The following is a 23,104-nucleotide window of genomic DNA, read 5'->3' as shown; positions in this document are numbered from 1 at the left end:
GTCCGCCCCGTCAGGCTGCAAGCCGCTCCACAGCCTGTGGACACGGCGGCCGTGGGCGAGCCCAAAGACGCCGCCCGCAAGGGCGTCCGAACAAGCCCTGAGCCGCAGACCGCCGACCCGGGCAACCCCACACCGGAGCGGCCCGGCCTGCGCATCTACGCCCCGCCGGTCTACCGCGACCACTACGACGGGGCCCGCTGGTCCAAGCGCTACGGCGACACCCCCACCGCCGCCTACGCCTGCCGATGCGGACAGACCGGCAACGCCACCGGCGCCCGCGCCGTGGCCGCGCTGCTCACCCAGTACGACATCCACCGCGACACCTGCCCGCTCCGGAACCGCGAGGAAGGAAGGGCCGCCGCATGACCGACCCCATCGACGGCGCCGCGCTGCTCGACGAGGTGGAAGCCTTCCACCGCCGCTTCAACGTCTTCCCCACCGATGCCGCGTACGTCGCGGTCGCCCTGTGGGACGCGCACGCCCACCTGCTCGACTGCTTCGACTCCACCCCGCGCCTGGCGTTCCTCTCCCCCGAGCCCGGCTCGGGCAAGTCACGGGCCCTGGAGATCGTCGAAACCCTCGTTCCGCAGCCCATGACGGCCGTCAACGCCTCCGCCGCCGCCCTGTTCCGGGCTGTGTCCGGGCCCAACGGCCGACCGACGATCCTGTTCGACGAGATCGATACGATCTTCGGACCCAAGGCGGGGGACAACGAGGAACTGCGCGGATTCCTCAATGCAGGTCACCGCCGCTCCGGGGTCACCTACCGGTGCATCGGCGACGGCGGCAACCAGACCGTTCAGGCCTTCCCGTCGTACTGCGGGGTTGCGGTCGCCGGTCTGGGCTCCCTCCCGGACACGATCATGACCCGATCGGTCATCATCCGCATGCGACGGCGTGCCCGCAACGAACACGTCGAGTCCTTCCGGGCCCGCATCCACGAAGCCGAGGGACACAAGTTGCGTGACCGTCTCGCGGCGTGGGCCGAGCAGGCTCGCGCACAGGTTGTGGACGCCTGGCCGGACATGCCCGACGGCGTCACCGACCGCCCAGCGGACGTATGGGAACCCCTGCTCGCCGTCGCCGACGCGGCCGGCGGCGAATGGCCCACCCGGGCCCGCGAAGCATGCGTGACCCTGGTCACCGCGTCCAAGGCCAACGACAAAGGCAGCCTGGGCGTCCGGCTGCTGACCGACCTGCGCGATCACGTCATGGTCGGCATCGACCGCCTGCCCACCGTCGCCATCCTGGACCGACTCAACGCCCTCGACGACGCCCCCTGGGCCGACCTGGGCGGCAAGCCGCTCGACAACCGGCGGCTGTCACGGATGCTCGCGGAGTACATGACGGCCGACAACGAGCCCATTACCTCCCGCAACATCAAGACCGCCGGGAGTGTCCTCAAGGGCTACTACGCCGCCGACCTCCGGGACGCCTGGGCCCGCTACTGCCCCCCACCCCCGGAAAGTCCGCTACTTCCGCTACCCGGCACTGAAAACGCCGCCTGACCAGCACTAACGGGGTAGCGGCAAGCACCACAGCGAGCCGCTACCCCGCCGCTACCCATCCGCTACCGCTACCCCTTCCCGCTACCCCACACAGGCCCCTGACCTGCGAGGTAGCGGCGGTAGCGGAAGTAGCGGCCCTCAGAGAGGCCCCCGAAGGACTGTCCCCGAGGAGTCACCGCATGAGCTCCGCCTTGCCCACAAGTCACCAGGCCCTGACCGTGCCCGAGGTCATGAGCGCACTCCGAATGAGCCGCTTCAAGGTCTACGACCTGATCCGGACCAAGCGGCTCCCGAGCTTCACCGAGGGGCGCTCCCGCCGTATCCCGGCGGACGCGCTCGCCACGTACATGAAGAACCGACTTGAGGAGGCCGCCTAATGGCGAAGCGTGCCAACGGCGAAGGCAGCATCACCAAGCGCAAAGACGGCACCTTCCACGGTCGCGTGTACGTGACCACGACCAGCGGCATCCGCAAGCGGGTCTCGGTCTACGGCAAGACCCGTGACGAGGTTCGCGGAAAGATCACCGAACTCCAGGCGCAGGAGAACCAGGGCATCCCGGTGCCCGACACGAACATGAACCTGGAGGACTACCTGACCTACTGGCTCGCGGCCGTGGTCAAGGTTCACCGTCGGCCCAAGACCCACCAGGGCTACGAGAGCGTGGCCCGCGTCCACCTGGTGCCAGGGCTAGGCCGGAAGAAGATCCGCACTCTCCGTGCGGCAGAGGTCCGGACGTGGCTCGCCCGGGTCGCGTCCGAGTGCCAGTGCTGCAAGCACGGCTGGGACAAGGAGCGGTCCGAACCGGAGTGCTGCGCGGCAGGGGAGTGCTGCAAGACCCTGCTGTCCCGCCGCATGGTGCAGTCCATCCACGCGGTACTCCGCAACGCGCTGCAGAACGCCGTACGAGAAGAACTGATCGTGCGGAACGTCGCCCAACTCGTACAGGTCCCCACGCCGTCCTACGACACCGGGAAGGGGCTCAGTGTCGCTGACGCGCGGCTTCTGCTGCGCGAGTCCGCTGAGGACCGGTTGCACGCCCTCTACGTGCTCGCCTTGGTCCTTGGGATGCGACGCGGTGAGTTGCTCGGACTGCGCTGGGACGCGGTGGACCTGGACCGCGAGACGCTGACCGTGGAGCGTGCGCTACAGCGCGTCGGCGGTGAGCTGAAGCTGGTCAAGCCCAAGACCCTGGCGTCAGTCCGTACCGTCCCGCTCCCGCCCGTCGTCGTGAAGGCGCTCACCGAGCACCGCGAGCGACAGGCACAGGAACGAGCGGCGGTCGGCATGGAGTGGAAGGAAAACGGGCTGATCTTCACGTCCCGCATCGGCACCCCGCTGGAGCCGGACAACCTCCGGCGGAGCTGGTACCCCCTCCGCAAGCGGCTCGGTATGGAGATCCGGTTTCACGACCTCCGGCACTCCGCCGTCTCACTCCTGCTCGATCTTGGAGTCCCGCCGCACATCGTTCGGCAGATCGTTGGCCACAGCGACATCGGAGTGACCATGAAGGTCTACGCACACGCGTCGCTGGACGAACAGCGGAAGGCACTCCGGAAGCTCGGGGACACCCTCTCATGAGGGCGTTGGCGTACCGGTTGGCGTAGACGGCACGAAAGAGCCCCTCCCCGATGGAGACGGAGAGGGGCTCAAGCCCTGGTGAGGGCGGCGGTGGCTGGGGCCGGGGTCGAACCGGCGACCTTCCGCTTTTCAGGCGGACGCTCGTACCAACTGAGCTACCCAGCCACGAGGTTTCACGTGAAACCTCAGCGGTCCTGACGGGATTTGAACCCGCGGCCTCCACCTTGACAGGGTGGCGAGCACTCCAAACTGCTCCACAGGACCAAGCGTGTCGTACGACAGTGTCGCACAGGGTGGTGCGTGCCCCCAACGGGATTCGAACCCGTGCTACCGCCTTGAAAGGGCGGCGTCCTAGGCCGCTAGACGATGAGGGCTATCGGCCCGCCTGGGCGCTTCTCAGCGCGTCGGGGACGTGAGAAGCATATGGGATGGCGGAGCTATCGCCAAAACGGTTTAGGGGGAGGCGGAGGGAGCGCCTTCCGACGGGGTGCTCGGGGACGGGCTCGCGCCCGGCTGGTTCTCCTCCGGGAGGTGGCGGCTGACCTCGGCCGTCGTGAGGCCGAGGCCGCCCAGTTCGATCTCGTCCCAGGCCTGGAGATGACGGGTGTCCCGGTCGAAGTACAGGATCGACGCCTCGATGGGGTCCGGGTGCTTGCCCTCGATGGCGCGCAGGCCGCTGCCGCCCGTGGAGCCCTCGATACGGAGCCGGGTGCCGTACTTCAGGACTTCCATCTCGTCGTGGTGGACGTGGCCGGCCAGCACCAGCGGCACCTCGCCGTCGACCTCGCGGGCCGCCGACGGCTCATGGGCGATGGCGATGTCCACCGGGCTGCCGGCCGTGCGCTGGTCGCGCAGGGCCGTGGCCAGGCGGGCGCCCGCCAGCTCCTGGGACTGCTCGTTGCCGGGCTGCTTCGAGCGGTCCGGGGTGAACTGGGGATCGCCGATGCCCGCGAAGCGCAGGCCCTTGATCGTCTTCGCGCGGCCGTCGTCCAGGACGTGGACGTTCTTCAGGCCCTCCAGATAGCGCTGCGTGATCATCGAGTCGTGGTTTCCGCGGACCCAGACGTAGGGCGCGCCGAGGTCCTCGATGGGGTCCAGGAAGCCGTTCTCGGCGGCCGTGCCGTGGTCCATCGTGTCGCCCGAGTCGACGATCACGTCCACCTTGTACTGCTCCACCAGCGAGGCGATGATCTTCCAGCTCGCCGGGTTCAGGTGGATGTCGGAGACGTGCAGGACCCGGATGGTCGAGGGGTCGGGCGCGTAGGCCGGAAGGGTCGAGGTGGCGTCGTAGAGCTTGGTCACGTTGGTGACCAGACGGGCCAATTCCTTCTGGTAGACGTCGAATTCGGTGACGATGTTGCGCGCGTTGCCGACCAGGGAGGGGGCCGAGGTGAGCAGCCCGGAGAACTTGGGTTCCAGGACGGAGTCGGGGCGCCAGGTGGCGTACGCCGTGCCGCCCGAGGCGGCGAGGAGGGCGAGCGCGAGGCCGCCGGCCGCCAGGGCGCGGCGCGGGCGGCGGTAGACCGCGAGGCCGAGGGCGGTGGCGCCGCCGACGACCGCGACGCTCGAGCGGACGGCCAGGTCGAGGGTGCCGCGTCCCACGTCCTCGGTGACCTCGTCCTGGAGGCCGGAGAGCCGCTCGGGGTGGTCGACCAGGGCCTGGGAGCGCTCCGGGTCGAGCTGGTCGACGTTCACGTCCAGGCGGACGGGGGCGATGTGGCTGTCCAGCTGGAGGGCGCCCAGGGGCGAGATGTTGATCTTTGTGCCGCCGGTGAAGGAGGGCCGCAGCGTCATGGTGGTGTTCATGGGGCCGACCGGGACCCGGACATTGCCCACGACGAGCAGGCCCAGCCAGGCGCCGAGGAGGACGACGGCCACGAGTCCCACCGCACGGGTCCACGGGTGCGGCTGCGGCACGAGTTCGATCGTGGCCGGGGCCTGCCGGGAGCGGTAGCGGCGGGTGAGGGTGCGCGGGGCCTTGAGGATCGGGTTCAGGACGCTCAGGACTGCGGCGGGGACGCGGGCCATTGGTCCCGTATGCCCAAGTCCCGGGCCGGATATGCGACGCCGGAAGGCTCTCGTACCGCCCGGTCGTGGCCGACAATGGGCCTGTGCTGGAGATGACGCGCGAGGAGTTCGAGGAGCTGGTCGCCGAGGCGCTCGACCGGATCCCGCCGGAGTTGACGCGACTGATGGACAACGTCGCGGTGTTCGTCGAGGACGATCCGCCCTCGGACGATCCCGAGCTGCTCGGGCTGTACGAGGGGACTCCGCTGACCGACCGGGGCGAGTGGTACGCCGGTGTGCTGCCGGACCGGATCACCGTCTACCGGAATCCGACGCTGCGGATGTGCGAGTCGCGGGAGGACGTCGTCGCCGAGACGGAGATCACAGTGGTGCACGAGATCGCGCACCACTTCGGCATCGACGACGCGCGCCTTCACGCCCTGGGCTACGGCTGAGCGGGTTGTGAATACGGGGCGCGTGTCCTCTTGTGGGCGGCGGGAGTTGGAGGTGTTGACTCCCTCACCCTTCCCGGAGGTGGCCCCGTGCGCCCCTTGTACGTTCCCGTCCGCCTTGCCGCCACGGTCGTGGCCGTCGCCGCTGCCGCCGGCTGTATGAGCGTCGGCGACGACGACGCGGGAGGGAGCGCCAGGCCGTCGCACTCCGCCGGGCGGCACGGCGGGGAGGCGCCCGACGGCGGGTCCGCGGCGGCGGGCGGCGGTACCGGGGCCGGTGCGGCGGCGGCCGACGGCGAGCGCGGGCACGGCAAGGGCAAGAAGGGGAAGAAGGGCAAGGACGGCGGGGCGGGGGAGCAGGCGTCTCCGGGCGTGTCGCCGTCCGCCGTGGTGAGCGCGTCCGCGCCCGGGCGCGACAAGCCGGGGAAGCCGGTCAAGCCCACGCCGAAGCCACCGGCTCAGCCGACGCCCACCCGGACGGCCGAACCCGAGCCCACGCCGACGCCGACCGAGGTGACGACGTCGCCGGAGCCGTCGGACAAACCGGAGCCGTCGTCGTCGGCGCACGAACCGCCGGGGCCGCAGCTGGCGCAGCGGGAGCCGGCACCGGAGGCGGGGTCGCCGGCGTAGCCCTGCCGGCCTGTGCCGTCGGACGGAAAAATTCGGGGCGGGAAAAATCCGGGGCGGGAACAATTCCGGGGGGCGGCCGGTTGGCAGACCACGGGAGGTTCTCCGGGCCACTGGCCGGCGGAGGGCGTCCCACCTGTCTCCTGCGGAGTCCGGTTTGCCTTGAGGGGCCCGGAGTGCGTATGGTGGCAGATCGTTTGATCCCATCTTGCCCGGCGCCACTGCAGAGCGCGCCGTGTGGCGCGTACTCTCTCCCTTGCCGTGGTGGACCGCATTGAGGCGGTCGTATTGCGAATCGCGAATCACGGAGTTGACGGGCGCGTGCCGACGAGACTCCGGAAGGTTTCGCATTCGCATGTCCATCGCCAGTACTGATCACGTCGTCGTGCCCGAGAACGAGGCAGCCGAGGACGCCCCCGAGGCCACTTTCGCCGACCTCGGTCTCCCCGAAGGCGTCGTCCGCAAGCTCGCGCAGAACGGCGTGACCACCCCCTTCCCGATCCAGGCCGCGACCATCCCGGACGCCCTGCTCGGCAAGGACATCCTCGGCCGGGGCCGCACCGGCTCCGGCAAGACCCTCTCCTTCGGTCTGCCCGCCCTGGCCACGCTGGCCGGCGGCCGCACCGAGAAGCACAAGCCGCGCGCCGTCATCCTCACGCCGACACGTGAGCTCGCCATGCAGGTGGCCGACGCGCTCCAGCCCTACGGCGACGTCCTCGGCCTCAAGATGAAGGTCGTCTGCGGCGGCACGTCCATGGGCAACCAGATCTACGCCCTGGAGCGGGGCGTCGACGTCCTGGTCGCCACGCCTGGCCGGCTGCGCGACATCATCAACCGCGGCGCCTGCTCGCTGGAGAACGTGCAGATCGCCGTTCTCGACGAGGCCGACCAGATGTCCGACCTGGGCTTCATGCCCGAGGTGACGGAGCTGCTGGACCAGGTCCCCGCGGGCGGTCAGCGGATGCTGTTCTCCGCGACCATGGAGAACGAGATCAAGACCCTCGTCGACCGGTACCTGAACAACCCGGTCAGCCACGAGGTCGACGCCGCCCAGGGCGCCGTGACGACCATGTCGCACCACATCCTCATCGTGAAGCCCAAGGACAAGGCGCCGGTCACCGCGGCCATCGCCTCCCGCAAGGGCCGCACGATCATCTTCGTCCGGACCCAGCTGGGCGCCGACCGCGTGGCCGAGCAGCTGCGCGACTCCGGTGTGAAGGCCGACGCGCTCCACGGCGGCATGACGCAGGGTGCGCGGACGCGGACTCTGGCCGACTTCAAGGACGGGTACGTCAACGTGCTCGTCGCCACCGACGTCGCGGCGCGCGGCATCCACGTCGACGGCATCGACCTGGTGCTGAACGTGGACCCGGCCGGCGACCACAAGGACTACCTGCACCGCGCCGGCCGTACGGCGCGTGCCGGCCGCACGGGCACGGTCGTGTCGCTCTCCCTGCCGCACCAGCGGCGTCAGATCTTCCGGCTGATGGAGGACGCGGGCGTCGACGCCACGCGCCACATCATCCAGGGCGCCGGCGCCTTCGACCCGGAGGTCGCCGAGATCACCGGCGCCCGGTCGATGACCGAGGTCCAGGCCGAGTCGGTGGGCAACGCCGCGCAGCAGGCCGAGCGTGAGGTCGCCCAGCTCACCAAGGAGCTGGAGCGGGCGCAGCGGCGTGCGAACGAGCTGCGCGAGGAGGCCGACCGGCTGCTCGCGCGGGTCGCGCGGGAGCGCGGCGAGGAGCCGCAGGCGGCGGTGTCCGAGGAGTCCGCGGAGATTCCGGCCGGCGTCGAGCTGTCGGTGCCGGAGCAGCGGACCGCGCAGGACGTGGAGCGCGCCGAGGCTTCCTCCGCGCCGTACGAGCGTCGGGAGCGGCGCGAGGAGCGCGGCGGGGCCGGGCGTGACCGGTACGCCGACCGGGACCGGTCCTTCGACCGCGACCGCGGTGGCCGCTCCTCCGACCGTCGTGACGACCGTGGCGGCAGCCGTTCGTTCGAGCGTCGTGACGACCGCGGCGGGTTCAACCGTGACCGGGACAGGGACCGCGACCGTGGTGGTCGTTCCTTCGACCGCGACCGTGACCGTGGCGGTTTCCGCCGGGACGACCGGGGCGACCGTGGTGAGCGCGGCGGCTTCCGTCGTGACGACCGGGGTGGTCGCTCCTTCGAGCGTCGCGACGACCGTGGCGCCAGCCGTTCCTTCGAGCGTCGCGACGACCGTGGCGGCAGCCGTCCGTTCGAGCGTCGTGACGACCGCGGCGGGAGCCGTCCGTTCGAGCGTCGTGACGACCGCGGAGGCTTCCGCCGGGACGAGCGCACGGGGCACCGAGGCAGCGACCGTCCCTTCAACCGCGACCGCCGGGACGACCGTCCGGGCTTCCGTTCCGGTGGGCACGACCGTCCCGGGCACGACCGCCCGCAGGGTCGTCGTGACGACCACCGTGGCGGTGCTTCCTTCCAGCGCCGCGAGGACAAGCCGCGCTGGAAGCGCAACGGCTGACGCACCGGCGTGACGAGCGCCGTGGTCCCCGCTCCCGCGGGGGCCACGGCGCTCCGCCGTTCCGGCAGGGTTTTCACACCTCCGGCACGGCCGGGTCACCGATACCCGATCGGAGACTCGGCCTCGTCCGGCTATGCTCGTGGGGGCGACATCGCCTGGGCCCTTAGCTCAATTGGCAGAGCAGTGGACTTTTAATCCATTGGTTGTGGGTTCGAGTCCCACAGGGCCTACCGAAGGCGGGCGGGGGAAACATCCCCCGGCCTGCAACGCGGCGCCCGGGTCGGCTTCGGCCGGCTCGGGCGCCGTTGTGTTTCCCGAAGGTCCTTGACCTCAAGCGAGGTTGAGTTTCTACGGTCGGTCGGGTCGAGGTAGCCCAGACCAAGCGGGAGGACCTGCCGTGGAGTACTCACACAGCGATGCCGAACTGATCCAGCAGCCCATCGGCTACTGGAGCTGGGCCGCCCACAAGGCTGTCGTCAGCCGCACCCGGGCCGCCCTCGCGGGGATCGGCACCACGCAGCCGCAGTGGTGGGTCCTCGCCCAGGTCGCACGAGCCGACCGTGCCAAAACCCGGCACGAGGTGTCCCGTCTCCTCGAGAACTACCTCGACACGGGCTCGGAATCCATGGAGCGGGAGATCGACGCCATGATCGCCCAGGGCTGGATCACCGAGGACTCCGAGGGGCGCCTGGCCCTCACGGAGGAGGGCAGGGCGTTCTACGACAAGGCCGCGGCACTCCAGGACGAGCTGTGGGCGGAACGGCACGCGGGCATCTCCGACGAGGAGTACCTGACGACCCTCAAGGTGCTGCAGCGGTTCATCCACAACACGGGCGGCCGCGCCTGGCACCACTGAGGGCGTCCGCTAGCCCGTCGCCAGCATCCCCGAGCGCAGGCGGGCCACCGTCCGGGAGATCAGGCGGGAGACGTGCATCTGGGAGATGCCGAGGCGCTTGCCGATGTCCGCCTGGGTGAGTTCCTCGACGAAGCGGAGGTGGAGGATGAGGCGCTGGCGCTCGTCGAGTTCGGCGACCAGGGGGGCCAGCGCGTGGAAGTCCTCGACGAGTTCGAGGGCCGGGTCCTCCTCGCCGATGAACTCGGAGAGCGTGCTGTCGCTGTCCTCCGAGTCGCCGGTGACCGCGGCGTCCAGGGACGAGGAGAGGTAGCCGTTCGCCGCGACCTGGGCCTCGACGACCTCCTCCTCCGAGAGGTTCATCAGCGCCGCCAGCTCCGCGACCTTGGGCGCGCGGCCGAGGCGGGAGGCCAGTTCCTCGGTGGCCTTGGCGAGCTCCGTACGGGCTTCCTGAAGGCGGCGCGGCACGTGCACGGCCCAGGACGTGTCGCGGAAGAACCGCTTGATCTCGCCGATGATGTACGGCACCGCGAAGCTGGTGAACTGCACCTCGCGGGAGACCTCGAACCGGTCGATGGCCTTGATCAGCCCGATGACGCCGACCTGGACGACGTCCTCCATGGACTGGCCGCTCGCTCGGAACCGGCGGGCCGCGAACCGCACCAGCGACATGTTCATCTCGATGAGCGTGTTGCGCGCGTACTGGTATTCGGGGGTGCCCTCCTCCAGCACGGCGAGCCGCTCGAGGAACTGCCCGGTCAGCTCGCGCGCGTCCTGCGGTGCGAGCTTCTGGGGCTCGGCGATCTGCGGCAGTTCCTCACCGGTGTCGGTGCCGGAATCCGTCGTCGTGCCGATGCGCGTCGTCGCCGTCACGGGCCCTCCCTCGTCGTCCGGCCCGCTCTCGTCCCCCGTCAGGCCACCTCCAGGCCGCTACCCGCCGACGCCCCGCTCATGCCCCGTGTTCTGCCCGCCGAGACGTTGACCACAGTCGGTGCAGGTCGGGGCGGTGACGGGGTACCCGCACGGTCGGCTCACGGTACGGGCAGGAGGGCGGGGCGGTGCGGCACGGAGGAGTTGGCGACGGGACACGTGGGGCGGACAGTTGTCGTTTGACAACTATAGTCATGGGACAACAATCTAGCCGTGACGTGTGGGCGCGGGGGAGGATCCGGAATGTTCGTCCCGGTGCCACGACGGGCGGTTCAGGCAGTGCGGGTACCGGACGCGGCGGAGTCGTCGGTGTCGTCGTGTATCTGGGCCGCGGCCGCGTCGCAGAACGCCTCCAGCCCTTGCAGCAGCGCGACCCGCTTGGCGGCGGGCATCTGGTCGAGCACCGCGCGCAGCGTCTGCTCCCGGCGGACGCGCAGGTCGGCCAGGAAGGCGCGGCCCCGCCCGCTGAGGTGCAGCTGTACCTCGCGCCGGTCCGCCGCGCTCACCACGCGTTCGACGAACCCGGCCGCCTGGAGCCGGTCGCACAGCCGGCTGGTGGAGGGCGGGGTGGAGGCGAGGGAGTCGGCGAGGGTGCGCAGGTTGATGCCTTCGTGGTGCTCCAGGATGAGCAGCACGCGCAGCTGGGACGCCGAGGCGGGTGCCGTGGAGGCCCGGCCCCAGAGGACTTCCAGCAACTCCGCGGCCGTGGAGGTCACACGTGCGACCTCTGCTGGCTCAGGGCGGGGTCGGAGGGAAGTCACAGTCACACTCTCGCAGGCACCGGGATGGCCGTCAGCGTACTAGGCGTGCCGCGGCCCAGGGCCGTCACCGGCCCCCCGGACCGAGGGCCGTGTCCGAGGACCCCGGAGCTGTCCGGAGTGATGTCCGACGAGGATCAAGGATTGGGCTTCGACCATCGTGATGACGATCGTGAACAGACTCGTCGCCGCCGAGCGCGCCCTGCGCACGGCGGCGCCCCATCAACTGCTGGACGCGGTCCGTCGTGTACTGACCGATCAGTACGCGGCGGACTCCGTCGAGCTGTACCTGGCCGACTACGGACTGACGGTGCTTCAGCCGGTGTCCGTGCTGCCGCACACCCTGCAGCCGGTGTCCGTCGCCAACAGCCCGGCGGGCCGGGCCTTCGGCGCGCAGGAGCCGTACGTGGAAACCCTCTCGGGTGACTCGCCCGACGGGGTACGCGTGCATCTGCCGGTCACCGTGCGCGGTGACCGCCTCGGCGTGCTGACGGTGACCCTGCCGGGCGGCGAGCACGCCGACGGCCGCATCGGCGAACTGGCCGAGATCGCCGAGGTGCTCGGGCACGAGATCGTCGTGGCCGAGCGGGACACCGACCTGTACCTCCAGGCACGCCGCAGGGACCGGCTCACGCTGGCCGCCGAGATGCAGTGGCAGTTGCTGCCGGGCCGCTCCTGCGTCCGCCCCGAGTACGAGCTGGGCGCCCAGCTGGAACCGGCGTACGCGGTCTTCGGCGACAACTTCGACTGGTCCGCCACGGCCGACCGGCTCAGTCTCTACGTCACCAACGGCATGGGCGAGGGCATAGAGGCCTCCCTGCTGACGAACCTGGCGATCAACGCCCTGCGCAACGCGCGCCGGGCCGGTCTCCCGCTCGCCGACCAGGCGGCCCTGGCCGACCAGGCGGTGTACGCCCACTACCGGGGCCGCTGCTACCTGTCCGTGCTCATGCTGGACATCGAGCTGGCCACCGGGCGGGTCCGGGCGGTGGACGCCGGTTCCCCGCGGCTGCTGCGGCTGCGCCGGGGCGCGGTGGAGCGGGTGCCCTTCGACGCCCAGCTGCCGCTCGGCATGTTCGAGGAGACCGACTACGTCGCCCAGGAGTTCACGGTCGAGCCCGGCGACCGGCTGGTCTTCGTCAGCGACGGGGTGTACGACGTCGCCTCCCCGGGTGGTGAGGCGTACGGGGACGCGGCCCTGGCCCGGGCGATCCAGTCGACCCGGCTGCTCCCGGCCGCCGAGGTGCCCCGGGCCGTCCTGCGCGAACTGTCCGGCCACCGCGGCAGGTCCGTCCCGGACGACGACGCCCTGGTGGTGTGCCTGGACTGGCGTGGGCGGAACGGACCGGGGAAAGCGGAGGCCAGGAGATGTGTGTGAGCGGCTGTTTGGCGGAGCCGTACGTCGGCCCTAATGTTTGTCATACGGCAAGTAATGGCGAGGTGCCGCAGCGCGACCTCGGTCCGGCCCGTGCAAGGGAGCGATGCAAGTGTCGGTGTCGGTATCGGAAGAGAACACGGAACAAGAGCCGCCCGCACAGCAGGTGAGTGCCTTCCTCGAACGGCGTCGGGAGCAGATCGCCCAACGGTGGGCGGACGCCGCGCTGTTCCGCACGGTCTTCACCGTGTCCCGCGACGAGGCGGTGGAGGCGGGCAGGTCCGTGGCGGCTGCGCTGGCCGCGGTGGCCGCCACCGGGCGGCTGGACGACCTCCGGGCCTCGGGATTCGCGGCGGTGCGTGACCAGTTGGGGCGGATGGCGGCCTCCCGCGCCCGCATGGGCATCGACACGGACGCGCTCGCCGACGAGGTGGCCGCCCTGCGCGAACCGGTGACCGAGCTGCTGCGCGCCGAGTTCCCCGACCCGCACGCACCCGAGGCCCAGGAGTGCGTGCTGGCCCTCACCGTGCTGATGGGCACGCTGCGTCTGGTCGTACTGGAGACGACGGTCAGCGCGGGGGAGGAGGTGATCGCACGGCAGCGCGAGCAACTGCACGAAGTGGCCACCCCGGTGATCAAACTCTGGGAGAGCACCGTCGCCGTACCCCTGATCGGCACGCTGGACAGCGCGCGCAGCCAGGTGGTCATGGAGAGCCTGCTGGACGCGATCGTCGCCGAGCGCGCCCGGTTCGCCATCCTCGACATCACCGGCGTGCCCACGGTCGACTCGCTGGTCGCCCAGCATCTGATGAAGACGGTGGCCGCGGCGCGGCTGATGGGCGCCGAGTGCATCGTCTCCGGTATCCGGCCCGCGATCGCGCAGACCATCGTCCAGCTGGGCATCGACCTCGGTACGGTGCTCACCCGCGCGAGCCTGGCGGACGCCCTGGCCTACGCGCTCAGCCGGCAGGGCGTCGAGATCGCGCCGCTCCGGCCGGCCGCCGCGGGCACGCGATGACCGGCCCGAACGGGCCCTCGGGGAACGGGCCCGCGGGATCAGGGTCCCCGGTCGCCGGGTCCTCGGTCGCCGGGCCCATGGGCGGGCACGGCTTCACGGTTCCGGTCCTCCGGCTGGGTGACATCCTGCTGGTCACCCTCCAGGGCGAGCTGCACGACGGGATGGCCGAACAGCTCCAGCAGGACATCACCGACCGCATCGCGCACACCCGGGTGACCGGCGTGGTCATCGACATCTCCGGCGTGGACATCGTCGACTCCTTCCTGGGGCGGGTCCTCGCCGAGATCGCCGCCGGAGCCGGACTGCTGGCCGCCCGTACGGTGCTGGCCGGGATGCGTCCCGCAGTGGCGATCACCCTGGTCGAGCTGGGGCTCACCCTGCCCGGACTGCGGACGGCCCTGGACGTCGAACGCGCGATGGAGCTGCTCACCGCGGGTGAGCGGCAGGGCGAGGGGAGTCCGTGATGCGGGCCTCCCGCCATGCCGCCCCGGCCAGCCTGCCGATCGGCTCGGACGCCGACCTGGCCTGGGTACGGCAGCAGGTCCGGCAGGCCGCCGCCGAGCTCGGTTTCGGACTGGTGCAGCAGACCAAGCTCGTCACCGCGGCCAGTGAGCTGGCCCGCAACACCCTCGTCCACGGCGGGGGCGGCCATGTGGAGATCACCCCGCTGGAGACCGGGCCGTCACCCGGCCTGCGGCTGGCCTTCGTCGACCACGGACCCGGCATCCGTGACCTGGACCGGGCGATGACCGACGGCTACACCAGCGGCGGCGGGCTCGGACTCGGCCTGAGCGGGGCCAAGCGGCTGGTCCAGGAGTTCGAGGTGGACAGCCGCCCCGGTGAGGGGACCACCGTCACCGTCACCGCCTGGGCCACGGTCGTGCCGTCGGCCCGGCCGGGGTCGTGATGAGCAGGGTGTGGGACGTCCCGGTCGACGACTCGACCCGGGTGCGGGACGTCCGGGTCGCGGCCGAGGAGGCCGGCGCGTGCGCCGGGCTCGGCCCGCACCGCATCGCGACCGCCGCGCTGGTGGCGACGGAGCTGGCGACCAACCTGGTGCGGCACGCGGACGGCGGGTACGTCCTCATCAACCTCGTCGAGAGCCCACCCGCCGACGGCCGGCGCCCGTCCGTGCAGCTCGTCGCGCTCGACCACGGTCCGGGCATACCGGACGTCGCGGCGGCGATGCGCGACGGCTACACGACCGCGGCTTCCCTGGGCGCCGGCCTCGGCACGTGTCGGCGCATAGCGAACGACTTCGACCTGCACAGCGCACCCGGCCGGGGCACCGTGGCCATGGCCCGTATCGACCACGAACCCCCCGTCGGCCGGTACCGGACGGCCCCGCGGAGTCCGCGCGCCGGTGGCGTCAACGTCCCCCTCGGCCGGGCCGAGTATTCCGGTGACGCCTGGAGCCGGGTCTGCACCGGTGACCGTCTGACCCTCCTGCTCGCCGACGGGCTCGGTCACGGACCCAAGGCGGCGGAGGCGTCGGGCGTCGCCGTGGACGCGCTGCGCGACGTGGCCGACCGGCCGCCCGCCGAGATGCTGCGGCATCTGGGCCGGTCCCTGCGCCGCACCCGGGGCGCGGCCGTCGCCGTGGCCCAACTGGATCTCGGGTCAGGGCAGTTGCACTTCGCCGGGATCGGCAACGTCGGCGCCCGGCTGCGCACCGACGGCAGCTGGAGGGCGATGCTGTCCCAGCCCGGCATCGTGGGCGCGCAGGCCCCGGCGTCCGTGTCCGTGCAGCGGGAGCCGTGGCGGGACGACAGCCTGCTCGTCCTGCACAGCGACGGCCTGCCCGGCCGCTGGACGCCCCCCGACGACACCGTGCTCCTCGGGTGTGACCCGGCGGTGGTGGCCGCGGTGGTCCTCCGCGACGCGGGCAGCGCGGCCCGCCCGGTGCGGGACGACACGTGTGTGGCGGTGCTGGGCGGGGGCGGCGGGAGCCGTCAGGGCTCGGGGGGTTGAGGGGCGGACCTGCGGGGTCGAGGGGCGGATCTGCCCCTGACGGCGCTACGGCGTCCTGAATACGGCGCTATGGGCGCTACGGCTTTACGGCTCGCCGGGCGGGGGGTCGGTCCGGGGAGGAGGGCCAGCCGCGTCAGGCCCGGCGTCCCGCTCGGCCCCGTCGACGCGCGGGATCTCCGCGCGCCGTGCCGCCAGAAACCCCCGCAACCCCCTGCTCAGCGCCACCCGTTCCGCCGGTTCCATCGCCGCCAGCGCCGTGGTCAGGGCCCGTGCCCGGCGGCCGGCGACGTCGCCCAGGACGTGCCGCCCGTGCGTGGTGAGCCACAGTTGCACCTCGCGTCGGGTGTCCGGGTGCGGGGCGCGTTCCAGGAGGCCGGCCGCCGCCAGGCGGTCGCACAGGCGGCTGGCCGTGGGGAGGCCGATGTCGAGCCGGTCCGCCAGGGCCGTCAGGTTCAGGCCGGGCGCCGCCTCCAGGGTGCGCAGTGCCCGCAGCTGGTGCAGGGACAGCCGCAGGGAGGCGTCCTGCGCGGCGACCGACCACAGAGCCGTCAGGCTCTCCACGGCCTCGGCGATCTGCGCCGCCACGGCCTCCGGGCCATCGCCCCGTCTCCTCGCCCGGGGATCGCCGGGGCCGTCGAGATCGGTCACGAAACGGTCACTTTCCATAAGCTCCGGGTACTGCAGAGGTCGCCCTCTTTCAAAGGCTGTACCCGATGAGCCAAGGGGCAAGCCGCCCCGTTCACGCACCCGGCCGGGCCTGGAGGCTCAGCCCGCGCTGAGCCCTGTCAGCGCGGCGAGCGGCAGCGTGTGCTGGGTCTGGAGGACCTTCGCGCGCAGGTACCGGACATTGTGCGCGGTGGTGAAGACGCCCGTGGGGACGCGGTCGCGGACTGCCACGCCCAGATCGCGCAGCTGGGCGGCCTTGTCGGGGTTGTTGGAGAGCAGGTCCAGCTCACCGACGCCCAGGGCCCGGAGCATCTGGGCCGCCGCCGTGTAGTCGCGGGCGTCCTCCGGCAGCCCCAGGGCCGCGTTCGCCTCGTAGGTGTCGAGGCCCTCGTCCTGGAGGGCGTACGCGTCGAGCTTGTTGTAGAGGCCGATGCCCCGGCCCTCCTGTCGGAGGTAGAGGAGCACGCCGCCGCGCTCGGCTATGCGCTCGACGGCCTCGCGCAGCTGCGGGCCGCAGTCGCAGCGGGCCGAGCCGAACACGTCCCCGGTCAGACACTCGGAGTGCAGCCGCACCAGCGGAACCTGCCCGGGCTCGCCCAGGACGACGGCCACGTGCTCCTGGCCGTCGGCCAGGCCGTGGAAGGTGACGACTTCGGCGTCGACCTCGTAGCCGTCGTGGAAGCGCAGCGGGACCCGGACGCGGGAGCGCGGGGTGGCGAGGACAGCGGGGGTGTCGGGCATGCGGGGCCTCCGGGTTCCGTTCCTGTTCGGCTGCACAGCCGTCGGCTTGCAGTCTGCTTCAGATTTGAAGCAGATCCACGTCCGGAACCCTACCCTTGCTTTAAATTTGAAGCAATGAGAAGCGGTGAGACCGAGGTGTGTTGTGAGGTGAGTCACGAACAGGCCGTGGAGGACCTCCGTCGCCACGGCACGTCGTCCGACGCCGGCCGCGTCCCGTCCTCCTGGAGCCCCTGCGCGATCGCCGTGGAGATCTCCTCCAGCTGCTCCACCTGCTCCTTGCTGAGCCGGTCGAACAGGAAGCTCCGTACCGTCTCGACATGCCCGGGCGCCGCCCGGTCCAGTACGGCGAACCCGTCGTCCGTCAGGGCCGCGATGCTGCCCCGCTTGTCGTACCGGCAGGCCTCGCGCCGCACCATGCCGTCCTTCTCCAGCCGCGTCACCGCGTACGTCAGCCGGCTGCGCGTGATCTTCAGGCGCTCGGCGAGATCGGTCATGCGCAGCCGCCGTTCCGGGGACTCCGACAGGACCGACAGGATGGAGTAGTACAGGTGCGGCATGCCGGCGTCCTGCTGGAGCTGCCGGTCGATCGCGTCCTCCAGGAGCAAGGAGGCGGCGATGTACGCGCGCCAGGCGCGTTGCTCCTCGGGGGTGAGCCAGCGAGTCGTCATGCACCCAGTGTAGGTTTGTTTCAAACTTGAACCAAGGCCGTCCGTCGGTCCGCCGTCCCACCAGTCCGCCGTTCACCCGTCCGCCACGAGTCTCCACGAGCCGGGAGCGTCGATGCCCCACCCGTACGTCCTGCTGTCCGCCGCCGTCTCCCTCGACGGCTACCTGGACGACACCGGCCCCGAACGCCTGCTCCTGTCCAGCCCGGCCGACTTCGACCGGGTCGACGAGGTCCGGGCGTCCGTCGACGCGATCCTGATCGGTGCCGGGACCGTCCGCGCCGACAACCCGCGCCTGCTGGTCAACTCACCCGAGCGGCGGGCCGCCCGCACGGCAGCCGGTCTGCCGGAGTACCCCCTCAAGGTCACGGTCAGCGGCTCCGGCGACCTCGACCCGGCGGCGCAGTTCTGGCACACCGGCGGCCAGAAGGTCCTCTACACCACCGACCAGGGCGCCGAACGCGCCCGTGCCCTCGGCCTCGCCACGGCCGATGGCACCGATGCCGCCGACGCCACCGACGTCGTCCCCCTCGGCGCCGACCTCGACTGGCGGCGGCTCCTCACCCACCTGCACGACGTCCGGGGCGTACGACGCCTCATGGTCGAGGGCGGCGGCCTGATCCACACCCAGCTCCTCACCCAGGGCCTGGCCGACGAACTCCAGCTGGTCCTCGCCCCGCTCTTCGTCGGCGACCCCGGGGCACCCCGCCTCTTCGGGCCCGGCGGCTACCAGTCCGGCCGGCTCCGGCTGCTGGAGACCCGGCGGATCGAGGACGTGGTCCTCATGCGCTACGAGCCGACCGCCCCCGGCACCGGCCCCCTGCCCGTCGCCGCCGACCACCATTGGCTGGCCCTCGCCTGCGAACTGGCCGCACAGTGCCCGCCGTCGGACACGGCGTTCAGCGTCGGCGCGGTGGTCGTCGCGGCCGACGGCACCGAGCTGGCCCGCGGCCACTCCCGCGAGGGCGGCGACCCGCTCGTGCACGCCGAGGAGGCGGCCCTGGCCAAGCTCGACCCGGCCGATCCCAGGCTCGCCGGCGCGACGGTCTACAGCAGCCTGGAGCCCTGCGCCCGCCGGGCCTCCCGCCCCGCACCCTGCGCCCGGCTGATCCTCGACGCGGGCGTACGACGCGTGGTCACGGCCTGGCGCGAGCCGGACACCTTCGTGGCGGACGCCGACGGCAGCGGCCTGCTGGCGGCCGGGGGAGTGGAAGTCCTCGTCCTCCCGGAGCACGAGGAGCGCGCCAAGGCCCCGAACCGCCACCTGACGCACTGAGCGCGGGCCGATCGGCCCAACAGATCCTGCGGCCCGGCCGCCCCGCGGGTCACGCTGCCTCCAGGGCCGGTACGACAGCGCGGAGCCAGCGGCCATGCGGGCAGCGGGAAGACGACGTACGGCAGCGCTCCTGCTCACCGCGCTCGCCCTCTTCGCCTCCTCGTGCGGAGCGGTCGACGCGGACACTCCGGCCCACGGCCCGGCCCTGCCCGCCGACGCCCCCTTCACCCACCCCGGCGTCCTCGTCGCCAAGGCCCGGTTGGACGCCGTACGCGAGCACGTCACCGCCGGGAAGCAGCCTTGGCTGAAGGCGTACCTCGACATGCGGGACAGCAGGTACGGCTCGTACCGGTACCGGGCCGAGCCGTACGGGACCGTCGTCTGCCCGGCCGGTGACCTGGAGGGCCGGGGCTGCGCCGGGGAACGCGCGGACGCACTGGCCGCCTACACCCAGGCCCTCTTCACCGTCACGGGCGGGGTCGGTCTGGGCCAGGGCCGCGGAGATCGTGCGGCACACCCCGGGTGCCGGCTGGCCCGCCGAGCGCGTGCGGCGCTTCGAGCGCATGCTGCGCACGGCCCGTCTCCCCGAAGTCGCCGTCACCGACCCGGATTTCACCGGGAGCTGGGACCTGGTGGCGACCGACGCGGTCATCGCCATCGCCGTCTTCCTCGACGACCACCGGGCCTTCGGTCACGCCCTGGAGCGCTTCCGGGAACGCGTGCCCGCCTACTTCTACCTGGAGAAGGACGGCCCCGCTCCGCTCACCGTGCCCGGCTCCGGCCTCGCCACGCCGCGGCGGACGACGGCGTACTGGTCCGGGCAGGCCACGTACCGGGACGGTGTCGCCCAGGAGACCTGCCGCAGCTTCCGGCACGTCGGTGTCGCGCTCGCCGCCACCGCACACATCGCCGAGACGGCCCGGCACCAGGGCGTCGACCTCTACGGCGAGGCCGAGGACCGGCTGACGGCCGCGCTCGCCCTGCACGCCCGTCGCCAACGGGGCGAGTCCGTGCCCGGGTGCTGTGCGGCGGCCGGATCAAGGGGAGACTCGGACCGCACCTGGAGGCCGTCCTCCATCGCCTGGAGGGCCGCCTCGGCCGGTCGGTCCCGGCCGCGCACGCACTGGCCGTGCGCACCCGGCCCGCCGGCACCGACGACCTGTTCACCGCCTGGGAGACCCTCACCCCCGCGGGCGACCCGGGCCGCTGAGCACCGGGTGTGCGCGAGTGGTCCCGCGGATGGCGTACACTGGAGTCACAACGACGCGGGGTGGAGCAGCTCGGTAGCTCGCTGGGCTCATAACCCAGAGGTCGCAGGTTCAAATCCTGTCCCCGCTACTGAAGGCCGAGGGCCGGAATCCGAAAGGGTTCCGGCCCTCGGTTTTTCCTGGGTTCTCCCTTTACCGCCGACATTACTGTCGGTGAATGAAGCACGCCGCTCCGCATCACAACTGACACACCGTCAAAACACGTGAGTCACTTGCGTGGCGGTCAACTCGCCCGTTTTGGACTGGTCGTGGCAGGTTGGTCCGCGTGAAAAAGGTTAATGATCAAGCGGAATCGCTGGAATACCCACCGCGCGTCTATTAACGTTCGATAACGCAGCGCGGTCGTCCCAGCCGTCACAGAAGGCGGCTCCGTGCGCACGCGCCGAATCCTGAAAGGGAACCGGGGAACCACCACTTGGGGTGAATCGAGCGGATGCCGCCGTGGAAGCACGGCCGGTATACGCGCGTAGGAGACCTTCCTGCTCCGAACCCGTCAGCTAACCCGGTAGGCGAGAAGGAAGGAAAGGAGTACGCCCACGTGGCGTCAAACCGGCCTGCCCCCGCGGCCCCGTCCGCGCCGAACCAGCGCGACACCGAAACCTTCGGCTACGGCGGTCACCACACCGACGAGGGCCCGTTCCAGGAATGGAACCCCACCGCGGAGTCCATCCGCCCCATCCGTGGCCGGCATCGCGTCACCAAGCAGCGCGGCGGAGGCCTCGCGCGCAGCTCCACCGTCCTCGGCGTCGGCGTCATAGCCGCCGTGGGTGCGGGCGGCATGGCCAGCGCCCAGACCGGCAAGCCGCCGGTGTCGATCTCCGTCCCGGACCTTCCCTCGGTGGGTTCCCTCATCTCGGACGACGACACCCCCGAAGGCTCCGCCACTCCGCTCAGCGACCTCGCCACGGCGTCCGCCGACACCGAGCAGGGCACCTCCGGCGCCGGTGAGGCACTGCGCGCCCGGATCATGGCGCAGGTCGAGCACCAGCAGGAGCAGATCGAGACCAAGGCCGCGCAGGACGCCGCCGAAGCCGCCCGCAAGGCGGCCGCGGAGGCCGCCGCCAAGGCCGAGAAGGAAGCCAAGGCCAAGGCCGCCGAAGCCAAGGAGAAGGCGGAGGAGGAGGCCCGGAAGAAGGCCGAGGCCGAGCGGCTCGCCGCCCTCGCCAAGCAGTACACGCTGCCGACCTCCGCGTACACCATCACCTCGACCTTCGGTCAGGCCGGCGCCTACTGGTCCTCCGGCTACCACACCGGCCTCGACTTCGCCGCGCCCACGGGCACGCCGATCAAGGCGGTGCACAGCGGCACCATCACCGAGGCGGGCTGGAACGGCTCGTACGGCTACAAGACGGTCCTGACCCTCGATGACGGCACGGAGATCTGGTACGCGCACCAGTCGTCCATCGGCGTCAGCGTCGGCCAGAAGGTCAGCACGGGCGACGTCATCGGCCGCGTGGGCGCGACGGGCAACGTCACCGGGGCGCATCTGCACCTCGAGGTCCACACCGGTGGGTCCAGCAACGGCATCGACCCGCTTGCGTGGCTGCGGGGCAAGGGCCTGAACGTCTGAGCGACGGCGGCGTTTGCGGTCTCGTGCGGAAGGTTTCGCGCGGGGTCTCGTGCGGAGGTTTCGTGCGGGGTCTCGTGCGGAAGTTTCGTGCGGGGCCGTTTACGGGAGTTTTGCGTCCGCTGTGGAATGAGCCTCTCCCGCACGGCCGTTGACGCGGAGCATGACGTCTCTTCGCAAGCTCGGCTCCTCCGACCTCGAGGTCTTCCCGCTCGCCCTCGGCGGCAACGTCTTCGGCTGGACCGCGGACGAGGCCCAGTCGTTCGCCGTCCTCGACGCGTACACCGCCGCCGGCGGCAACTTCATCGACTCCGCCGACGTCTACTCGGCGTGGGTGGACGGCAACCAGGGCGGCGAGTCCGAGACCGTCCTCGGTAAGTGGCTGGCGTCGCGCGGCAACCGCGCGGACGTCGTCGTCGCCACGAAGGTCAGCCAGCACCCCGAGTTCCAGGGCCTGTCCGCCGCCAACATCAAGGCCGCCGCCGACGCCTCCCTGCGGCGCCTCGGCACCGACTACATCGACCTGTACTACACGCACTACGACAAGCCCGACGTGCCGGTGGAGGAGATCATCGGCGCGCTCGACGAACTCGTGACGGCCGGGAAGGTGCGGCACATCGCCGCCTCCAACATCTCCGCGGAGCGGCTGCGGGCCTCCATCGAGTTCTCCGACCGCGAGGGGCTCGCCCGGTACGTCGCCCTCCAGCCCCACTACAACCTGGTCTCCCGCGACACCTACGAGGGCGAGCTCCAGCACCTCGCCGCGCGGACCGGCCTGGCGGCCGTCCCGTACTACGCGCTCGCGTCGGGCTTCCTGACCGGCAAGTACCGGCCCGGTACGACCGTCGACAGCGCGCGGGCGAGCGGTGCCGCCCAGCACCTTCAGACCGAGAGGGGCCGCCGGGTCCTCGACGCCCTTGACGGGATCGCCGCGGCCCATGACGTCCCCGTCGCCACGGTCGCCCTCGCCTGGCTCGCGGCCCAGCCGACCGTGGTGGCGCCGATCGCCTCCGCGCGGACGGTGGAGCAGCTGCCCGCGCTGATCGGGGTCGGGGAGCTGACGCTGACGGAGGCGGAGGTCGGGCGGCTCACGGAGGCTTCGGCCTGAGCGGTTCCGACTGGTGGCCGATTGGGGGGGGGTCGGCTAGGCCGTGTCCGCAATGTCAGGGAAGCCAGAGCCTGAGACGGGCGATGGTGACCAGGGCTTGGTAGTGACGAGCGCGCTTGTCGTAGCGGGTGGCCAGGGCGTTGTTGTGTTTGAGCCGGTTGAAGCAGCGTTCGACGACATTGCGGCGACGGTAGGCCGCCCGGTCGAGTCGGCACAGGCTTTCGCCGCGCCGGAT

25 protein-coding genes, 5 tRNA genes and 1 riboswitch are annotated in these 23,104 nt (G+C 71.4%); of the genes, 19 read left to right on the top strand and 11 right to left on the bottom strand.

The window, feature by feature from the left end; genetic code table 11:
- Positions 1–51: 51 nt before the first annotated feature.
- The 4 genes from ABZ192_RS35025 (at position 52) to ABZ192_RS35010 (ending at position 3,087) form a co-directional block, all read left to right on the top strand.
- Positions 52–366: a hypothetical protein gene (locus tag ABZ192_RS35025; RefSeq protein ID WP_356928516.1), complete on the top strand. Its 315-nt coding sequence runs from the start codon at positions 52–54 to the stop codon at positions 364–366.
- Complete coding sequence (locus tag ABZ192_RS35020; protein WP_356928515.1) at positions 363–1,508, top strand: DUF3631 domain-containing protein; 1,146 nt, start codon at positions 363–365, stop codon at positions 1,506–1,508. The genes ABZ192_RS35025 and ABZ192_RS35020 overlap by 4 nt, the downstream gene beginning before the upstream one ends.
- A gap of 179 nt (positions 1,509–1,687) precedes the next feature.
- Positions 1,688–1,885 (top strand): helix-turn-helix domain-containing protein, encoded by a 198-nt coding sequence (locus ABZ192_RS35015; protein ID WP_262005986.1) that lies wholly within the window; start codon positions 1,688–1,690, stop codon positions 1,883–1,885.
- Complete coding sequence (locus tag ABZ192_RS35010) at positions 1,885–3,087, top strand: tyrosine-type recombinase/integrase (RefSeq protein WP_356928514.1); 1,203 nt, start codon at positions 1,885–1,887, stop codon at positions 3,085–3,087. The genes ABZ192_RS35015 and ABZ192_RS35010 overlap by 1 nt, the downstream gene beginning before the upstream one ends.
- 91 nt (positions 3,088–3,178) lie before the next feature.
- Here ABZ192_RS35010 and ABZ192_RS35005 read toward each other — a convergent pair.
- From ABZ192_RS35005 to ABZ192_RS34990, 4 genes are all read right to left on the bottom strand, one after another.
- Positions 3,179–3,252: transfer RNA gene (locus tag ABZ192_RS35005), tRNA-Phe, on the bottom strand.
- A gap of 24 nt (positions 3,253–3,276) precedes the next feature.
- Positions 3,277–3,351 (bottom strand) — tRNA-Asp (locus tag ABZ192_RS35000).
- Positions 3,352–3,388: 37 nt separating this feature from the next.
- A tRNA-Glu gene (locus ABZ192_RS34995) sits at positions 3,389–3,461 on the bottom strand.
- Positions 3,462–3,540: 79 nt separating this feature from the next.
- Positions 3,541–5,115 (bottom strand): metallophosphoesterase, encoded by a 1,575-nt coding sequence (locus tag ABZ192_RS34990; RefSeq protein WP_356928513.1) that lies wholly within the window; start codon positions 5,113–5,115, stop codon positions 3,541–3,543.
- An 83-nt stretch (positions 5,116–5,198) separates the two neighbouring features.
- Here ABZ192_RS34990 and ABZ192_RS34985 point away from each other — a divergent pair, with 83 nt between their 5' ends.
- From ABZ192_RS34985 to ABZ192_RS34965, 5 genes are all read left to right on the top strand, one after another.
- Entirely contained in the window at positions 5,199–5,549 is a 351-nt protein-coding gene (locus ABZ192_RS34985) for a metallopeptidase family protein (protein ID WP_356928512.1), read from the top strand.
- 87 nt (positions 5,550–5,636) lie between these two features.
- Positions 5,637–6,176 carry a hypothetical protein gene (locus tag ABZ192_RS34980; RefSeq protein ID WP_356928511.1) on the top strand — a complete coding sequence of 180 codons (540 nt, stop codon included), beginning with the start codon at positions 5,637–5,639 and terminating at the stop codon, positions 6,174–6,176.
- 352 nt (positions 6,177–6,528) lie between these two features.
- The gene (locus tag ABZ192_RS34975; RefSeq protein WP_356928510.1) at positions 6,529–8,673 is read left to right on the top strand and encodes a DEAD/DEAH box helicase; all 2,145 of its coding nucleotides are present in this window, start codon (positions 6,529–6,531) and stop codon (positions 8,671–8,673) included.
- 157 nt (positions 8,674–8,830) lie between these two features.
- Positions 8,831–8,903 (top strand) — tRNA-Lys (locus tag ABZ192_RS34970).
- Positions 8,904–9,070: 167 nt separating this feature from the next.
- Positions 9,071–9,529: a MarR family winged helix-turn-helix transcriptional regulator gene (locus ABZ192_RS34965; protein ID WP_356928509.1), complete on the top strand. Its 459-nt coding sequence runs from the start codon at positions 9,071–9,073 to the stop codon at positions 9,527–9,529.
- 9 nt (positions 9,530–9,538) lie between these two features.
- Here the strand turns inward: ABZ192_RS34965 and ABZ192_RS34960 are convergent, their stop codons facing one another.
- Complete coding sequence (locus tag ABZ192_RS34960) at positions 9,539–10,399, bottom strand: RNA polymerase sigma factor SigF (protein ID WP_356928508.1); 861 nt, start codon at positions 10,397–10,399, stop codon at positions 9,539–9,541.
- A gap of 329 nt (positions 10,400–10,728) precedes the next feature.
- Complete coding sequence (locus ABZ192_RS34955; RefSeq protein WP_356928507.1) at positions 10,729–11,223, bottom strand: MarR family transcriptional regulator; 495 nt, start codon at positions 11,221–11,223, stop codon at positions 10,729–10,731.
- 154 nt (positions 11,224–11,377) lie between these two features.
- Here ABZ192_RS34955 and ABZ192_RS34950 point away from each other — a divergent pair, with 154 nt between their 5' ends.
- The 5 genes from ABZ192_RS34950 (at position 11,378) to ABZ192_RS34930 (ending at position 15,578) form a co-directional block, all read left to right on the top strand.
- Positions 11,378–12,592 (top strand): PP2C family protein-serine/threonine phosphatase, encoded by a 1,215-nt coding sequence (locus ABZ192_RS34950; RefSeq protein WP_356928506.1) that lies wholly within the window; start codon positions 11,378–11,380, stop codon positions 12,590–12,592.
- A 115-nt stretch (positions 12,593–12,707) separates the two neighbouring features.
- The gene (locus tag ABZ192_RS34945; RefSeq protein WP_356928505.1) at positions 12,708–13,607 is read left to right on the top strand and encodes an STAS domain-containing protein; all 900 of its coding nucleotides are present in this window, start codon (positions 12,708–12,710) and stop codon (positions 13,605–13,607) included.
- A 77-nt stretch (positions 13,608–13,684) separates the two neighbouring features.
- Positions 13,685–14,071, top strand: coding sequence for an STAS domain-containing protein (locus ABZ192_RS34940; protein ID WP_356928504.1), 387 nt, complete (start codon positions 13,685–13,687; stop codon positions 14,069–14,071).
- Positions 14,071–14,514 carry an anti-sigma regulatory factor gene (locus tag ABZ192_RS34935; protein ID WP_356928503.1) on the top strand — a complete coding sequence of 148 codons (444 nt, stop codon included), beginning with the start codon at positions 14,071–14,073 and terminating at the stop codon, positions 14,512–14,514. Before ABZ192_RS34940 ends, ABZ192_RS34935 begins: the two co-directional genes overlap by 1 nt.
- Entirely contained in the window at positions 14,514–15,578 is a 1,065-nt protein-coding gene (locus ABZ192_RS34930) for an ATP-binding SpoIIE family protein phosphatase (RefSeq protein ID WP_356928502.1), read from the top strand. The genes ABZ192_RS34935 and ABZ192_RS34930 overlap by 1 nt, the downstream gene beginning before the upstream one ends.
- An 84-nt stretch (positions 15,579–15,662) precedes the next feature.
- Here ABZ192_RS34930 and ABZ192_RS34925 read toward each other — a convergent pair whose 3' ends face one another.
- From ABZ192_RS34925 to ABZ192_RS34915, 3 genes are all read right to left on the bottom strand, one after another.
- Positions 15,663–16,226 carry a MarR family transcriptional regulator gene (locus ABZ192_RS34925; protein ID WP_356928501.1) on the bottom strand — a complete coding sequence of 188 codons (564 nt, stop codon included), beginning with the start codon at positions 16,224–16,226 and terminating at the stop codon, positions 15,663–15,665.
- Between the two features lie 117 nt (positions 16,227–16,343).
- Positions 16,344–16,985: a GTP cyclohydrolase II gene (ribA, locus tag ABZ192_RS34920; protein ID WP_356928500.1), complete on the bottom strand. Its 642-nt coding sequence runs from the start codon at positions 16,983–16,985 to the stop codon at positions 16,344–16,346.
- 152 nt (positions 16,986–17,137) lie between these two features.
- On the bottom strand, positions 17,138–17,653 hold the full coding sequence (locus tag ABZ192_RS34915; protein ID WP_356928499.1) for a MarR family transcriptional regulator: 516 nt from the start codon (positions 17,651–17,653) through the stop codon (positions 17,138–17,140).
- A 112-nt stretch (positions 17,654–17,765) separates the two neighbouring features.
- Between ABZ192_RS34915 and ABZ192_RS34910 the strand changes: the two genes are divergently transcribed.
- Positions 17,766–18,926: a dihydrofolate reductase family protein gene (locus ABZ192_RS34910; RefSeq protein ID WP_356928498.1), complete on the top strand. Its 1,161-nt coding sequence runs from the start codon at positions 17,766–17,768 to the stop codon at positions 18,924–18,926.
- 49 nt (positions 18,927–18,975) lie between these two features.
- On the opposite strand, the gene ABZ192_RS34905 is transcribed toward ABZ192_RS34910, so the two are convergent.
- Entirely contained in the window at positions 18,976–19,500 is a 525-nt protein-coding gene (locus tag ABZ192_RS34905) for a hypothetical protein (RefSeq protein ID WP_356928497.1), read from the bottom strand.
- 444 nt (positions 19,501–19,944) lie between these two features.
- Between ABZ192_RS34905 and ABZ192_RS34900 the strand changes: the two genes are divergently transcribed.
- The 4 genes from ABZ192_RS34900 (at position 19,945) to ABZ192_RS34885 (ending at position 22,869) form a co-directional block, all read left to right on the top strand.
- Positions 19,945–20,136 (top strand): hypothetical protein, encoded by a 192-nt coding sequence (locus ABZ192_RS34900; RefSeq protein ID WP_356928496.1) that lies wholly within the window; start codon positions 19,945–19,947, stop codon positions 20,134–20,136.
- 54 nt (positions 20,137–20,190) lie between these two features.
- Positions 20,191–20,264, top strand: a tRNA-Met gene (locus tag ABZ192_RS34895).
- Between the two features lie 300 nt (positions 20,265–20,564).
- Positions 20,565–20,721: riboswitch (cyclic di-AMP (ydaO/yuaA leader) on the top strand.
- Positions 20,722–20,732: 11 nt separating this feature from the next.
- Positions 20,733–21,764, top strand: a complete 1,032-nt coding sequence (locus ABZ192_RS34890) for a M23 family metallopeptidase (protein ID WP_356928495.1) — start codon at positions 20,733–20,735, stop codon at positions 21,762–21,764.
- Positions 21,765–21,924: 160 nt separating this feature from the next.
- Positions 21,925–22,869: an aldo/keto reductase gene (locus ABZ192_RS34885; protein WP_356928494.1), complete on the top strand. Its 945-nt coding sequence runs from the start codon at positions 21,925–21,927 to the stop codon at positions 22,867–22,869.
- Positions 22,870–22,924: 55 nt separating this feature from the next.
- Here ABZ192_RS34885 and ABZ192_RS34880 read toward each other — a convergent pair.
- Positions 22,925–23,104, bottom strand: a 180-nt coding sequence (locus ABZ192_RS34880) for a transposase (protein ID WP_356928493.1), incomplete at its 5' end; no start/stop codon positions are given.

This window comes from Streptomyces sp. NPDC006235, assembly GCF_040613735.1.
Classification (GTDB): Bacteria; Actinomycetota; Actinomycetes; order Streptomycetales; family Streptomycetaceae; genus Streptomyces.
This window is presented reverse-complemented; position numbering and strand designations above follow the sequence as displayed.